Origin of the sequence: Acidovorax sp. sic0104 (genome assembly GCF_019219095.1) — a bacterium.
Taxonomy (GTDB): domain Bacteria; phylum Pseudomonadota; class Gammaproteobacteria; order Burkholderiales; family Burkholderiaceae_C; genus Acidovorax.
In genome coordinates, this window is record NZ_JAHUWH010000002.1 from 311,140 (window position 1) to 326,559 (window position 15,420).

9 protein-coding genes are annotated in these 15,420 nt (G+C 66.8%); 4 read left to right on the plus strand and 5 right to left on the minus strand.

Going from position 1 to position 15,420, the window contains the following annotated elements:
- Positions 1-20 precede the first annotated feature (20 nt).
- The 3 genes from KW835_RS05610 to KW835_RS05620 all read left to right on the plus strand — a co-directional run bounded on the left by KW835_RS05610 (position 21) and on the right by KW835_RS05620 (position 5,277).
- Entirely contained in the window at positions 21-1,313 is a 1,293-nt protein-coding gene (locus KW835_RS05610) for a sigma-70 family RNA polymerase sigma factor (RefSeq protein WP_218381307.1), read from the plus strand.
- Between the two features lie 147 nt (positions 1,314-1,460).
- Complete coding sequence (locus KW835_RS05615) at positions 1,461-3,869, plus strand: TonB-dependent siderophore receptor (protein WP_218381308.1); 2,409 nt, start codon at positions 1,461-1,463, stop codon at positions 3,867-3,869.
- 34 nt (positions 3,870-3,903) lie between these two features.
- Positions 3,904-5,277 (plus strand): lytic murein transglycosylase, encoded by a 1,374-nt coding sequence (locus KW835_RS05620; protein WP_218381309.1) that lies wholly within the window; start codon positions 3,904-3,906, stop codon positions 5,275-5,277.
- 55 nt (positions 5,278-5,332) lie between these two features.
- Here KW835_RS05620 and KW835_RS05625 read toward each other — a convergent pair whose 3' ends face one another.
- The 4 genes from KW835_RS05625 to dnaE form a co-directional block, all read right to left on the minus strand.
- Positions 5,333-5,590, minus strand: coding sequence for a DUF2789 domain-containing protein (locus KW835_RS05625; RefSeq protein ID WP_218381311.1), 258 nt, complete (start codon positions 5,588-5,590; stop codon positions 5,333-5,335).
- A gap of 344 nt (positions 5,591-5,934) precedes the next feature.
- Entirely contained in the window at positions 5,935-8,283 is a 2,349-nt protein-coding gene (clpA, locus tag KW835_RS05630) for an ATP-dependent Clp protease ATP-binding subunit ClpA (protein WP_218381312.1), read from the minus strand.
- Between the two features lie 57 nt (positions 8,284-8,340).
- Positions 8,341-8,709, minus strand: a complete 369-nt coding sequence (gene clpS / locus KW835_RS05635; RefSeq protein WP_029414237.1) for an ATP-dependent Clp protease adapter ClpS — start codon at positions 8,707-8,709, stop codon at positions 8,341-8,343.
- Between the two features lie 80 nt (positions 8,710-8,789).
- Positions 8,790-12,332, minus strand: coding sequence for a DNA polymerase III subunit alpha (gene dnaE, locus KW835_RS05640; RefSeq protein WP_218381313.1), 3,543 nt, complete (start codon positions 12,330-12,332; stop codon positions 8,790-8,792).
- 191 nt (positions 12,333-12,523) lie between these two features.
- Here dnaE and KW835_RS05645 point away from each other — a divergent pair, with 191 nt between their 5' ends.
- Positions 12,524-13,321, plus strand: a complete 798-nt coding sequence (locus KW835_RS05645) for an outer membrane protein assembly factor BamD (RefSeq protein WP_218381314.1) — start codon at positions 12,524-12,526, stop codon at positions 13,319-13,321.
- Here KW835_RS05645 and KW835_RS05650 read toward each other — a convergent pair.
- On the minus strand, positions 13,284-15,335 hold the full coding sequence (locus KW835_RS05650; RefSeq protein ID WP_218381546.1) for an ATP-dependent DNA helicase: 2,052 nt from the start codon (positions 15,333-15,335) through the stop codon (positions 13,284-13,286). The genes KW835_RS05645 and KW835_RS05650 overlap by 38 nt on opposite strands.
- Between the last annotated feature and the right edge of the window lie 85 nt (positions 15,336-15,420).

Here is a 15,420-nt window from a genome sequence, read left to right on the forward strand (position 1 = left end):
ATTTGCTATGCTCGCCGCCCATGAGCACGCCGGCCCGCCTCTCCCTCCTGGACGAATTTCCCCTGCGCTACGACGCGCTCGTGCGCTTTCTGCGCCACCGCACCGGCAACGGCGAGGACGCGCGGGAGATCGCCCACGAAACCTGGCTGCGTCTGGCCGAGCAGCGCCCTGCCGCAGGCGCACCGGCGGGCGCACCTGTGGAGGATGCGCGCGCCTACCTGAGCACTGCCGCCGCGCACATCGGGCTGGACCGGCAGCGGCGCGCGCAATGGCTGCAAAGCCACACGCGCGACAGCGCCGCCACGGGCGCCGCCGCCGGCCATGCACCGGACGTGGCCGACGCGCTCATGTACCGCCAGGCGCTCGCCGCCGTCGAGGCCGCTCTCGCCGCGCTGCCCGGCCGCACGCGCGAGGCCTTCGTGGCGCATCGCGTCCACGGCGAGAGCCAGGCCGCCATCGCAGGCAGGTTGGGTGTGTCGCTCAACACCATCGAGCGCGACCTGGGCGCGGCCAGCGACCGCATCGAAACCGCGCTGCGCCAGTGGCGCGGCGAACCCCGCCCCCCGGCACGCGAGGGCGGGCGCCGCAGGAGCCTGGCCTCGCTGCTCGCGGTGGGCGGCCTGGGCGTGGTCGGCGCGCTGGGCTGGCGCCTCTGGCGCGACCAGGCCCTGCACTGGGAAGGCAGCTACGCCGCCGCGCGGGGCCGCAGCCTGACACAGCCCCTGCCCGACGGCTCCGGCCTCATCCTCGATGCCCAGAGCCGGATCGAGCTGGCCTACGACGCCCGCCGCCGCAGCGCGCGGCTGCTCGAAGGCGCGGCGTTCTTCGCAGTGCAGCACGACGCCAGCCGGCCCTTCACGGTGCAGGCGCGCGAGGTCACGGTCACCGTGCTGGGCACACGCTTTGGCGTGGAGATCGAACCCGGGGGCAGCGTGCTCGTGCAGACCGAGTCCGGGCTCGTGCGCGTGAGCCGCGGCGACACGGTGCTGGCCGGCGCCCTGGGCGCGGGCCAGGGCTTGCGCGTCGCTCCGGACGGCACGCCCCGGGCCGTACCCGGCACTGCGGCCCCCTGGCGCCATGGGCGCCTGCACTTCGACGCCGTGCCGCTGGCCGAGGCCACCGAGCGCCTCGCGCGCTACGCGCGCTTGGAGCTTGCCACCGACGCGCGCGCCGCGCAGCTGCGCATCAGCGGCACGGTGGAGATCGCCGAAGCCGCCGACTGGCTGCAGGCCCTGCCCGCCGTGCTGCCGTTGCGCGTGGTGCGCGACAACGGCCGCGTGCTGCTGGTGGCAAGGCAGGCAAAAAATCAATAAAAATGGCCTCCAGCCCTTTGGGGGAAAGCGCAAATAGCTACCATTTCAATAGCAAAAACGGCATTCAAAAACTTTCAGGGTTTCCGCCGCTCGTTCGTCCAGCAAGGTGAAAGACCTGTTTCACCCTGAACGAAAGACCCATCGGCCATGCGACCTCCCGCCTCCCTGCCCCCGACCCTGCCCTCTCGCCTGCCCCGGCACGCCGTCGCCCGCGCCGCGATGGCTGCGGCCCTGGCGCTGCAGCTGCAGTGCGCCACCGCTCAGACTGCGCGCTTCGATATTCCGGCCCAGCCGCTGGCCCCCGCGCTCGCGGCGCTGGCGGCGCAGGCCGGATTGCAACTGGCGTTCGCACCGGACCTGGCGGCGGACCGCCAGGCCCCGGCCGTGCACGGCACCCGCGACGTCGGCGATGCGCTGCGCGCGCTGCTGGCGGGCTCCGGCCTGCAGGGCCGTGTGCAGGGGCGCACGCTGGTGGTGGAGCGCCCGCCCGCCCAGGGGGCCGCGCTGGGCGAGGTCACGGTGCGCGCCGAGGCCGAGCACGACACCGCCGCCGGCCCCCTGCACGGCTATGCGGCGCGGCGCAGCGCCACGGGCACCAAGACCGACACGCCGGTCCTGGAGACGCCGCAGTCCCTGAGCGTGGTGGGCGCCCAGGAGATCGAGAACCGCAAGGCGCAGAGCCTGCAGGACGCGCTGGGCTACGTGGCCGGCGTCAGCCGCTCGGAGGGGCTTGACCGCACGACCGACGGCATGTTCCTGCGCGGCTTCCAGTCCAGCAACGTGGGCACGTATTTCCGAGACGGCACGCCCTACACGGTCAACTACTACAACGGCAGGCAGGAGCCCTATGGGCTGGAGCGCATCGAGGTGCTCAAGGGCGCGGCGTCAGTGCTCTACGGCGCCTCGGCGCCCGGCGGCATCATCAACACGGTGAGCAAGCGCCCCACCACGGAGCCGCTGCGCGAGTTGCAGCTGGAACTGGGCAGCTTCGCGCGCCGGCAGGTGTCGGGCGACTTCGGTGCGGCGCTGGACCCCGAGGGCGAGTGGTCGTACCGGCTGACCTTCCTGGGGCGCGACAGCAACAGCTTCGTGGATCACGTGCGGGACGACCGCAGCTACTTCGCGCCCGCGCTCAAGTGGCAGCCCAATGGCAGCACCTCGCTGACCCTGCTGGCCGAATACCACCGGGACCGGACAGCCTACGTCTACGGTCTGCCCGGCCCGGGGACCGTGCTGCCGAACGTGCACGGGCGGCTGCCGCGCAACCTCTACACAGGCGAGCCCGGCTACGACAAGTTCGACCTCACGCGCTACTCCCTGGGCTACCTGCTCGAGCATGCGTTCAACGACCGCCTCACGCTGCGCCACAGCCTGCGCTACTTCCACGCGCATAACGAATACAACAACGCCGGGATCTGGGGCCTGGCCAGCGACCAGCGCACCACGCTGGACCGCACCGCGCAGGACCGCTGGGACCGCTCGTCCGCCACCACCACCGACACCTCGCTGCAGTACCAGACGACCCACGGCAGCGTGCGGCACACGCTGCTCGCGGGCCTGGACCATGCCGCGCCACGGCACAAGACGGAGCGCTACAACCGCGAAGGCCAGCCGCTGGACCTGTATGCGCCGCTCTACGGCCAGCCCCTGGGCGCGGCCGTGCCTGCCGGGAACTCCTCGGTCTCCAGGATCCGGCGCATGGGCCTGTACCTGCAGGACCAGATGAAGATCGGCGAGAAGTGGGTCGTGCTGCTGGGTGGCCGCCATGACAGGCTGCGCGCCGACGAGCACGCCCTGTTCACCGGCGAGAAATGGGTGGACGCCGAGAAAAGCCAGGCTTTCACCGGCCGCGCCGGGCTGGTGTATCTGGCTGAGGGCGGGCTCGCCCCCTTCCTGAGCTACAGCGAGTCCTACGAGCCCACCGAGGGCCGAGACCGCAGCGGCCGCCGCTTCCAGCCGACCACCGGCACGCAGATCGAGGCCGGCGTGCGCTGGCAGCCACCGGGCTCGGCCACCCTGGTGTCCGCGGCCATGTACCAGCTCACTCGCGACAACCTCACGGTCGCCGACCCGCAGGACCCGAACTACGCCATCCAGCACGGCCGGGTGCGCTCGCGCGGACTCGAGCTGGAAGCCCGCACCCGCGTCGGCCGCCATGCCAACCTGATCGCTGCCTATGCCTATACCGATGCCCGCACCGTGCGCGCCAGCCCGCTGCAGCCCGCGCAGGAGGGCGCCCGCTCGATCGGCGTGCCCTACAACCAGGTCTCGCTGTGGGCGGACTACGAGCTTGGCGCGCTGGGCCTGCCGGGCCTGACGGTGGGCGCGGGCGTGCGCCACATGGGCGAGGCACGCGGCATGGCGCACGGGACGCCCGTGGCCGTGCCGGCCTTCACGCTGTTCGACGCCATGCTGGGCTACCACACCGGCCCCTGGCGCTTCGCGCTGAACCTCAGCAACCTGGCGGACAAGACCTATATCGGCAGCTGCGCCATGTACGGCTGCTTCTACGGCGAGCCGCGCAAGCTGATCGGCACGGCCACCTACCGCTGGTAACAGGCGGCACGCGGGCGCGGGAGACAATGCCGGAATGCACCCTGCAATCCCCCGCGCACATACCTGGGCACGCCCCTTGATCCTCTGGCCGCTGGCCACGCTGGCCCTGGCCCTGACGGGCTGCGCCAATGCCCCCGCACCCCGCCCGGTGGCGGCTGCCGCCGTGCCCGCAACCGCACCAGCCGCAGCCACAGCGACCCCCAGCGCGGCGGTACCGGCGCCTACAACCCACGAAGCCGGCTTTGCCGCCTGGCGCGATGGCTTTGCCACCCAGGCACTGGCCGCGGGCATCCGCCCCGAAACCGTGCGCCAGGTGCTCGCCCAGGCGCAATGGCAGCCGCGCGTCTTGGAACTGGACCGCGCCCAGCCCGAGTTCAGCCGCACGCCGTGGGCGTACCTGGACAGCGCCGTGTCGCAGCAGCGCGTGGCACAAGGCCAGGCCAAGCTGGCCGAGCATGCGGCGCCGCTGCAGGCCGCGTCCGCGCGCTATGGCGTACCGGCTGCGGTGATCACCGCCATCTGGGGCATGGAAAGCAACTACGGCAGCAATTTCGGAAGCTTCCACACGGTGGATGCCCTGGCCACGCTGGCGTACGAGGGACGCCGCCGCGCCTGGGCCCAGGGCGAGCTGCTGGCGGCGCTGCGCATCATCGATCAGGGCGACATCGCTGCCGACCGCATGATCGGCTCCTGGGCCGGCGCCATGGGGCACACTCAGTTTCTGCCCTCGGTGTTCCTGCGGCATGCCGTCGATGCCGACGGTGATGGCCACCGCGACATCTGGGGCAGCGTGCCGGACGTGGCCGCTTCCACGGCCGCGTTCCTTGCCGGCGAAGGCTGGCGGCGTGGCGAACCCTGGGGAACCGAGGTGAAGCTGCCCGCAGTCTTCGACTTCGCGCGCACGGAGCTCAACGTGCGCCAAAGTGCCACACAGTGGGCGGCCGAGGGTGTTCAAACGACGGACGGACGTGCGCTGCCTGCGCTGGATGCCGCCTCGGTGATAACGCCGGCAGGGGCCCGAGGGCCCGCGTTCCTGGTGGGGCACAACTTCCGCACGCTGCTGCGCTACAACAATGCGGTGACCTACGCCCTGGGCGTGGCCCAGCTGTCCCAGCAGATCGAAGGCGGCGCGCCAATTGTCGCGACATGGCCGCGTGAACTGCCGGCTCTGTCGCGTGAGCAGGTCCAGGCGCTGCAGTTGGCGCTGAATCAGCGAGGCTTCGACACCGGTACACCCGACGGCGTGCTGGGGCCGGCCACCCGTGCGGGCCTTCGGCGCTACCAGCAAAGCGAGGGGCTGGCGGCAGATGGCTATGCCACGGTCGAACTGCTCAGCAGGTTGTCAGGCAGCGCACCTGCATCCTCCCCGCGCACCGGCACGCCGCTCGCGGAGCAGCCTGCGCGCTGAAGGCCGGCGACCCCGCGCGCCGCTGGAGGCGCCGGAATTTTCCCAGACTGATGCCTCACAGGCCGGTGCTGCGGTGCACGGCGTCGGAATGCAGGGATTCGCTGAACTGGTCCACGATCATCGCCCAGGGCGCGTCGGCCTTGAGTTGCTCCAGCAGGAATTGGCGCTGGGAGTCATTCCAGTACGGCGCGTCGCCAAGCGCCACCTCGGTAGGCAACTGGTGGGTTTTGATGAACTGGGCAATGCCCTCTGCACTCTCATCCAGCCCCAGCTGCAGGAAAAGATTGGTCATGGTGGGTTCGGTCGTGATCATGGGCAGCTTCCTTTTGTAGCGTTGGCGGCAGCGGGATGATCAACATCTGCGTGTTGCTGCCGGGTGCAGGAAACATAGCAGCTTGGAGCTGACTTTTTCGCAGTTTTCACCGCCTTCCGGGGCCTTGGGCGCAAGTCGCGCTTTTACCGCCGGCCCCACCGCGGCAGTCGCTGGCACGCGGTCGAGCGTGCCGCTGACAGACGGGCGACCATCACTCCCTGCGGGTCCATGCGGCAGCTCTCAAAGAAAAAGCCAGCCATCACGGGATGGCTGGCTTGCCGGTCGGGCGCAAGCGCCCTGGCGATGCACACCGGAACTCTCAGCCCCGGCGCATCCGCAACAGCTCAGTCGGCTGTGGCCTCTTCGGGCTCTGCAGGCTCCGACTTGGCAGAGCGATCCTTCTTTGCCACGGGTTGGATGTCAAGCAGCACCTCGGGCGTCTCCACGCCCTTGTCGTCGGTCTTGAGCTCGATGTCCACCGTCAGGCGTCCACCGTCGGTCAGGCGTCCGAACAGCAGTTCATCAGCCAGCGCGCGGCGAATGGTGTCCTGGATCAGACGTTGCATCGGGCGGGCACCCATGAGCGGATCAAAGCCCTTCTTGGCCAGGTGCTTGCGCAGCGTGTCGGTGAAGGTGACTTCCACCTTCTTTTCGGCCAGCTGCGTTTCCAGCTGCAGCAGGAACTTGTCCACCACGCGCAGGATGATCTGCTCGTCCAGGGCCTTGAAGTTGACGATGGCATCCAGCCGGTTGCGGAATTCGGGCGTGAACAGGCGCTTGATGTCGCCCATTTCGTCGCCCGCCTGGCGCGGGTTGGTGAAGCCAATGGTCGCCTTGTTCATGGTCTCGGCGCCGGCATTCGTGGTCATGATGATCAGCACGTTGCGGAAGTCGGCCTTGCGGCCGTTGTTGTCCGTCAGCGTGCCATGGTCCATGACCTGCAGCAGCACGTTGAAGATGTCCGGGTGCGCCTTCTCGATCTCGTCGAGCAGCAGCACCGCGTGCGGCTTCTTCGTGATGGCTTCGGTGAGCAGGCCGCCCTGGTCAAAGCCGACATATCCGGGGGGCGCGCCGATCAGGCGGCTCACGGCGTGGCGCTCCATGTACTCCGACATGTCAAAGCGAATGAGCTCGATGCCCATGATGTAGGCCAGTTGCTTGGCCGCTTCGGTCTTGCCGACGCCGGTGGGGCCGCTGAACAGGAACGAGCCGATCGGCTTGTCGCCCTTGCCCAGGCCCGAGCGCGCCATCTTGACCGACGAGGCGAGCACTTCCAGCGCCTTGTCCTGCCCGAACACCACGCTCTTGAGGTCGCGCTCCAGCGTCTGCAGCTTACTGCGGTCGTCGTTGGAGACATTGGCCGGCGGAATGCGCGCGATCTTGGCCACGATCTCTTCGATCTCGGCCTTGCCGATGGTCTTCTTGCGCTTGCTGGGCACCAGGATGCGCTGAGCGGCCCCAGCCTCGTCGATCACGTCGATGGCCTTGTCGGGCAGGTGACGGTCGTTGATGTACTTGGCGCTCAGTTCTGCAGCAGCCTGCAGGGCCGCAGCCGCGTACTTCACGCTGTGGTGCTCTTCGAAGCGCGACTTCAGGCCCTTGAGGATGTCGATGGTCTCCTGCACCGTCGGCTCGACCACATCGACCTTCTGGAAACGGCGGGACAGCGCTGCGTCCTTCTCGAAGATGCCACGGTACTCGGTGAAGGTTGTCGCACCGATGCACTTGAGCTGGCCGCTGGAGAGCGCAGGCTTGAGCAGGTTGGACGCATCGAGCGTGCCGCCCGAGGCCGCGCCCGCACCGATCAGCGTGTGGATCTCGTCGATGAAAAGGATCGCGTTGGGCTTGTCCTTCAAGGACTTGAGCACGCCCTTGAGGCGCTGCTCGAAATCGCCACGGTACTTGGTACCGGCCAGCAGCGCGCCCATGTCGAGCGAATACACCGTGGCCTCGGCCAGGATCTCGGGCACGTCGTTCTGCGTGATGCGCCAGGCCAGGCCCTCGGCAATGGCGGTCTTGCCCACGCCCGCCTCACCCACCAGCAGCGGGTTGTTCTTGCGGCGGCGGCACAGGATCTGGATGGTGCGCTCGACCTCGTAGTTGCGGCCGATCAGCGGGTCGATCTTGCCGTCCTTGGCAGCCTGGTTCAGGTTCTGCGTGAACTGCTCCAGGGGCGAGGCCTTTTCGCTGCGCTCGCCGCCACCGCCTTCTTCGCCTTCGGCCTGGTTATCAGCCTTGGCGGGTTCCGGCGGCTCGCCCTTCTTGATCCCGTGGGCGATGAAGTTGACCACATCCAGGCGCGTCACGCCCTGCTGGTGCAGGTAGTACACGGCGTGCGAATCCTTCTCGCCGAAGATGGCCACCAGCACGTTGGCGCCAGTGACTTCCTTTTTGCCGTTGCCCGTGGACTGAACGTGCATGATGGCCCGCTGGATCACGCGCTGGAAGCCCAGCGTGGGTTGCGTATCCACCTCGTCGGTGCCCGCGACCTGGGGCGTGTTGTCTTTGATGAAATTCGACAGCGATGAACGCAGATCATCGATGTTGGCCGAACATGCGCGCAGCACCTCCGCTGCGCTGGGGTTATCGAGCAATGCAAGCAACAGATGCTCCACGGTGATGAACTCGTGGCGCTGCTGACGGGCCTCAACAAAGGCCATGTGCAAGCTGACTTCCAGTTCCTGGGCAATCATGTGAACTCCTTTGTGCTTGCGTGGAAGGGATAACTTTAGATCGGGACAAAAGACCTGTTATTCAACAGGCTCACTGACACATTGCAGTGGGTGGCCCGCCTTGAGGGCGGCGTCAAGCACTTGTTCCACCTTGGTGGCTGCCACATCGCGGGAATACACGCCGCAGACGCCTTTGCCATCAAGGTGGATCTTCAACATGATCTGGGTCGCTTGTTCGCGGTCCTTGCTGAAGAACTCCTGCAAGACCACGATGACAAACTCCATGGGGGTGTAGTCGTCATTGAGCATGACCACCTGATACATCTGGGGCGGCTGGGTCTTTTGTGTGCGTCTTTCGAGCACGACCGAACCGCCGTCATCCCGCGCTGGCCGTGTCACGGGCGGCGCGGTGGGGGGTGAAGGTGGTTTTGTTGCCATGAAAATCATTCTAGCGATCCGCACGGCATGCTGCCGCGAGACAAATCTGGCGTTCATGCGGTTTTTTTCAAGCTCACACCGCAACCGGCTCACCCATGCTCATACACCACCGTCGCAGAGCCGCTACCCACCTGGGCCGTCCAGGCGGCCAGCGCGGCGTCGGTCGGGTAGAAACGCGCACTCTCCCCCAGTTGAAGTTCCGCGACGGCGGTGGTCCCATCCGAAGCGCAGCGCACGCCCATGCGCACCTTGAGGCCGTGCAGCACCTCGCCCTCGGCGATCTCCTCGCGGCGGGGCGGGAATTCACGCACCAGGCGCGGCACGTCGGGCCCCTTGTCGGCCACCTGCACATGCAGGTACTTGCCAAACCGGCAGCGCGCACCGGCCAGGTCCCAGACCTGCTGCACCTTCACGCGCAATCCACCGCTGAAATGGTCCATCTGCAGCTTGCCGACCATGACGACGAACTCGTCTTCCTTGAGCTGGTTGCGATAGGTGTTGAGCAACGCCTCGTCGGCGGACGCCTCGATCACTCCCGACTTGTCGTCGAGCTTGAAAAGCCCCAGCTTGCCTCGCTGGCCGTTGATGACGCGGAAGTCAGTGATGATGCCAGCCAGCACCTGCGGCTCTCGGCTGTCGAGCAGCTCGTCGATCGACGTGCGCACGAACCGGCGCACCTCGGTGGCGACCTCGTCGAAAAGGTGGCCTGAGAGGTAGAAGCCCACCGCCGTCTTCTCCAGGGTCAACCGCTCCTTGATGCCCCAGGGCAGCGCGTCCACCAGTTCGGGCTCCTGCGTGCTGGAACCGTGGGCGTCGTCGCCCATCATGTCGAAAAGCCCCCCCTGGTTGACGTTGGCGAGCGTGGCGGCCGCAAATTCGAAGGCCCGGTCGATGGATGCCACCAGTGCCGCGCGGTTCATGTTGATCGCATCAAAGGCGCCGGCCTTGATCAACGCCTCCACCGTACGCTTGTTCATGCGCGCCTTGTCCACGCGCAGGCAGAAGTCGAACAGGCTCTTGAAAGGCCCCGTCGTGGATCCGTTGGGTCCCTCGCCCCGACCTTCGCGGGCGGCCACGATGGCCTCGATGGCCTGCTGGCCCGTGCCCTTCACGGCGCCCAGGCCGTAGCGGATGATCTTGTCGGTCACGGGCTCGAAACGGTACTTGCCACGGTTGACGTCCGGCGGCTCGAAAGTCATGCCGAAGTGTTTGACCGCGTCTTCAAACAGCACCTTGAGCTTGTCGGTGTCGTCCATTTCGACGGTCATGTTGGCGCAGAAGAACTCAGCCGTGAAGTGCACCTTGAGCCAACCCGTGTGGTAGGCCAGCAGTGAGTACGCGGCAGCGTGCGACTTGTTGAAGCCGTAGCCCGCGAACTTCTCCATCAGGTCGAACACCTCGTCGGCCTTCGCCTGATCGATGCCATGGGTCGCGAGGGCGCCGGCGCGGAACTTCTCGCGATGCTCGGCCATTTCCTCGGCCTTCTTCTTGCCCATGGCGCGGCGCAGCAGGTCGGCGCCACCCAGGCTGTATCCGCCCAGGATCTGCGCGGTCTGCATCACCTGCTCCTGGTAGACCATGATCCCGTACGTTTCGCTGAGCATGTCGGCGACGGCTGGGTGCGGGTACTCCACCACCTCCTTGCCATGCTTGCGGTTCACGAAGCTGGGAATCAGGTCCATGGGACCCGGGCGGTACAGTGCGTTCAGCGCGATCAGGTCTTCCAGGCGGCTCGGCTTGGCCTCCTTCAGCATGCCCTGCATACCGCGGCTTTCAAACTGGAACACGGCCTCGGTCTTGCCTTCGGAGAACAGCCGGTAGGTCGGCCCGTCGTCAAGCGGAATGTTCTCGAACGCGAAGTTCTCCTGGCCTTTGTGGCGCTTCATGATGAACTCGCGTGCGATCTCCAGGATGGTGAGCGTGGCAAGCCCCAGGAAGTCGAATTTCACAAGGCCAATGGCCTCCACGTCGTCCTTGTCGTACTGGCTCACGGCAGACTCGCTGCCAGGCTGCTGATACAGGGGGCAGAAGTCTGTCAGCTTGCCCGGGGCGATCAGCACGCCCCCGGCATGCATGCCGATGTTGCGGGTCATGCCCTCGAGTTTTTGCGCCATCTCGATGACGGTCTTGACGTCTTCTTCCTTGCGCACGCGCTCGTACAGCGTGGGCTCCAGTTCCAGCGCGTAGTTGTTCTTGTCGCCCTCTTTCTTCACCTCGGGGGGGTACGCCAGGGTATAGGACATGCCGGGCTTTCCCGGTACCAGCTTGGAGATGCCGTCGCAGAACGTGTAGCTCATGTCCATCACGCGGCCCACGTCCCGGATCGCCGCCTTCGCAGCCATGGTGCCGAAGGTGGCGATCTGGCTCACGGCGTTCTTGCCGTACTTGTCCTTGACGTAGTCGATCACGCGGTCGCGATTGGACTGGCAAAAGTCGATGTCGAAGTCGGGCATGGATACCCGCTCGGGGTTCAGGAACCGCTCGAAAAGCAAGTTGTATTCAAGCGGGTCCAGATCCGTGATCTTGAGCGCATAGGCCACGAGCGAGCCGGCACCCGAGCCCCGCCCCGGCCCCACAGGGCAGCCGTTGGCCTTGGCCCACTGGATGAAGTCCCCCACGATGAGGAAGTAGCCCGGAAAGCCCATCTTGAGGATGGTGCCCAGCTCGAACTCCAGGCGCTCCACATAACGTGGCCGCTCCTTGTCGCGCTTGGCCTCGTCGGGGAAGAGGTGCTTCAAGCGCGCTTCCAGCCCCTCGAACGACGCAAACCGGAAGTACTCGTCGGCCGGCATGCCGTTGGGCGTCGGAAAATCGGGCAATTGCGGCTTGCCCAGCACCAGCGTCAGGTTGCAACGCTTGGCCACTTCCAGGGTGTTGGTGATGGCCGTGGGCACGTCGGCGAACAGGGCCTGCATCTCTGCGCTGGACTTGAAATACTGCTCGCGCGTGAACTTGCGCACCCGGCGCTGGTTGGCCAGGATCTCGCCTTCGGCGATGCAGATGCGCGCTTCATGGGCCTCGTAGTCGTCGGCCGTCGCGAACTGGACCGGGTGCGTGGCCACCACGGGCAGGTTCAAGCGCGCGGCCAATTGCACGGCGGCGATCACATGGGCTTCATCGTCCGCACGGCCGGCCCGCTGGATCTCCATGTAAAAGCGGTGAGGAAAGATGCCCGCCAGCTCCAGCGCCACATTGGAGGCCCCGGCGTCGTCCCCCTTCATCAGCGCCTGGCCCACCGGCCCGGCCTGCGCCCCGGCCAGCGCAATCAGGCCCTCGCCCAGTTCGCGCAGCCAGTCCCAGGTGCACACGGGCACGTTCTTGACGATGTTGCGCGTCCAGGCACGGGCCAGCAGTTCGCACAGATTCAGATAGCCCTGCTTGTTCTGCACCAGCAGCACGATGCGCGCCGGAGGGCCGGACTCGGCGGCGACATTGACTTCGGCCCCGATCAGCGGCTTGACGCCCTTGCCCCGCGCTTCCTTGTAGAACTTGATGGCGCCAAAAAGGTTGTTGAGGTCGGTGATGGCCAGTGCGGGTTGGCCGTCCTTGGCGGCGGCCTTGGCCACCTCATCGATTCGGTTGGTGCCGTCAACGACGGAAAACTCGGTGTGCAGGCGCAGGTGAACAAACATAGGGGAGCATTGTAAAAAGTCCGGCGTCACGCACGGCAGAAATCACAAGGTCTGCGCCCGTCCTGTGGCCACGCTGCGACCAGTACAATGCTTTTTTGCCGCCCGGGCCACAGGCGGCCCTTGTGCAACAGCGGCCCGCGCTGTAGCCGACGATGCACATTTTGTTTCTATTTTGCTGAAAGCTTCTTTCGATGCTGCGTGCTCCACTGCCCCTTGTCTCCGCCTTGCTGGTCGCTGGTCTGCTGGCAGCCTGCTCCACCACTACCGATGACAAGACGGCAGGATGGAGCCCCAACCGCATCCACTCGGAGGCCAAGGACGAACTGAACAGCGGCGCCTACGACAAGGCGATCCCGCTGCTTGAAAAGCTCGAAGGCCGGGCTGCCGGCACGCCTCTGGCGCAGCAGGCCCAGCTGGACAAGGCCTACGCCCATTTCAAGGCCGGCGAAAAGGCCCAGGCCATCGCCACTCTGGACCGCTTCATGAAGTTGCACCCGGCCAGCCCCGCGCTCGACTACGCGCTGTATCTGAAGGGCCTGGTCAACTTCAACGACAACCTGGGACTGTTCTCGTTCATCTCACGCCAGGACCTGTCGGAGCGGGACCAGAAGGCCGCCAAGGACTCCTTCGAGTCGTTCAGCGAGCTGGCCACGCGCTTTCCGGACTCGCGCTATGCGCAGGATGCCCGCCAGCGCATGACCTACATCGTGAATTCGCTGGCCCAGTATGAAGTGCATGTGGCGCGCTATTACTTCGAGCGAGGCGCTTACGTGGCGGCCATCAGCCGGGCGCAGGTCGCGCTGGCCGACTACCAGGGCGTGCCCGCGCTGGAAGAGGCTCTGTACATCCTGATCCAGTCTTATGACGCGCTGGGCATGACCCAGTTGCGCGACGATGCGCGCCGCGTGATGGACAGCTCCTACCCCCAGAGCGCTTACCTGCGCGGCGAGGTCAAGGGGACGTCGAACCCCTGGTGGAAGTTCTGGTAAGCGCCTGCAGCGCCTCATTGAACTCCTGATCGGAGGCCAGGCGCCGCATGGGCGGAAGCGCAGCCAGCAGGCGCTTGCCATAGCCCATGGTCACCAGCCGCGTGTCGCCCACCACCAGGATGCCCCTGTCGGTTTCACGCCGGATCAGTCGCCCAGCACCTTGCTTGAGGGCCACCGCCGCCTCTGGCAGCGCATAGGCCTTGAAAGCCTTTCCGCCCGACCTTTCGATGCGCTGCGTGCGCGCCTCCACCAGGGGATCACCGGGCGGGGGAAACGGGAGCTTGTCGATCACGACGAGCTCAAGCGCATCGCCCGGCACATCGAACCCCTCCCAGAACGTGGCTGACGCCACCAGAATGCAGCCTGGCTGGCCGTGGTCGGAGCCTTCCCGAAACCGCTCCATCAGTCGCCGCTTTGGCCAGTCGCCTTGCACCAGCACCTCCAGCTCCCCCATGGCGCCCCATCTGGCCTTGAGCGCGTCGCCCACGGCGCGCAGCGCCTTGAGCGTAGTGGTGAGGACCAGCGTACGGCCGCCCAGCACCGCCGCAGCATCGCCCACCCATTGGGCCAGGGCCCCGCTGTGGGCCGGATCCGCCGGGGATGGAAGATGCCGCGGCACGTACAGGGCCGCCTGCGACGCGTAATCGAAGGGGCTGGCCACCCGCAGGATGCTTGCATCCTGGAGACCGGCTCGTTCTGTGAACCAGGTCAGTGCATCGTCATCGCCCAACGTGGCAGAGGTGAATATCCAGGCCCGGCCTGGGCCAGCCTCCGCGGCCTCCAGCGGCCAGCCATCGGCGTCAGACACCTCCTTGGGAGCTGCCAACACGCGTGTGCGCATGGCATCGGCAATGTCCAGCGGCGACTCGATCAAGCGCAGCTGCGCTCCCGCGTCCAGCCATCGCACGGCCTCGGGCTGGGCAGGCCCGCTGAACCGCGCAATGCGCGCCAGCAGGTCCGAGCAGCGCTCGTACAGGCGCACGAAGTCGGGCGCGATCTCGCTCACTGTGTCCAGCGCTTCCTGTGCATCGGCGCATGCCTGTGCTACCCGGTGCAGGGCCGTGGTCCATGGCGCCTGCGGCACGCCCTCGGGCGCTTCGTCCGTCCAGCGCAGTCTGCTTGTGCCGTGCTGCTGGCCTGCCAGCAGCAGCAGGTCGCGCACAGACCGGTCAACACCGCCCGTCAGGCTCTGCCAGTCGGCCAGGCCGCGCGCGTGCTGCAGGCCAGCTGCAAGCACATCCCGGCCGAAGTCCACCAGTTGACCGGAAGAAAGCTGCATCCCCAGAAACTGCACACCCGTCTCGTTGATCTGGTGGGCTTCGTCGAAGACGACGACGCGCACGGACGGCAGCAGCTCCGCCATGCCCGATTCGCGCACCGCCACATCGGCAAAGAACAAGTGGTGATTGATGACCACGATATCTGCAGCCAAAGCCTCCCGGCGCGCCAGGTGCACGTGGCACTCCCGAAACCGGGGACACTGTGAGCCGAGGCAATTTTCGCGCGTGGATGTGACCAGGGGTATCACGGGCGAACGCTCGTCAAGGCCGGTGAGTTCAGCCAGGTCGCCCGAACGGGTGTTGCGGGACCAGTCCTCCACTTTGGCCAGCACGCGGGCCACGCCGCGGTCCTGTCCCAAGGCCTCGTGGCGTGCACGCTCAAGACGGTACAGGCACAGGTAGCTCGCCCGTCCCTTGAGCAGCGCCATGCGCAAGGGCAGTCCAAGGGTCTGGGCAAGCAGCGGAAGATCCCGAGCGAAAAGCTGGTCCTGCAGCGCCTTGGTTGCCGTGGACAGCAGCACCCTCTCGCCGCTGAGGAGTGCGGGCACCAGGTACGCGAAAGTCTTGCCCACGCCAGTGCCAGCCTCAACCACCAGGGAGCCGCCCTGCTCCATGGTCCGCGCAACAGCAACGGCCATGCGGGTCTGCCCTTCGCGCGGCTGAAAGTGCGGGTCTGCGCGCGCCAGCACCCCATCGGCGGCGAACACCTCCGGCACCATGTCGGCCCAGGCCATCAGCAGCAGCCCCGGCTGTGAAATCCGCACGATGGGGTGGGAGCTGGAGCAGGTGCGCGGTCGGCAATCGATCGCAGGCCCGTCG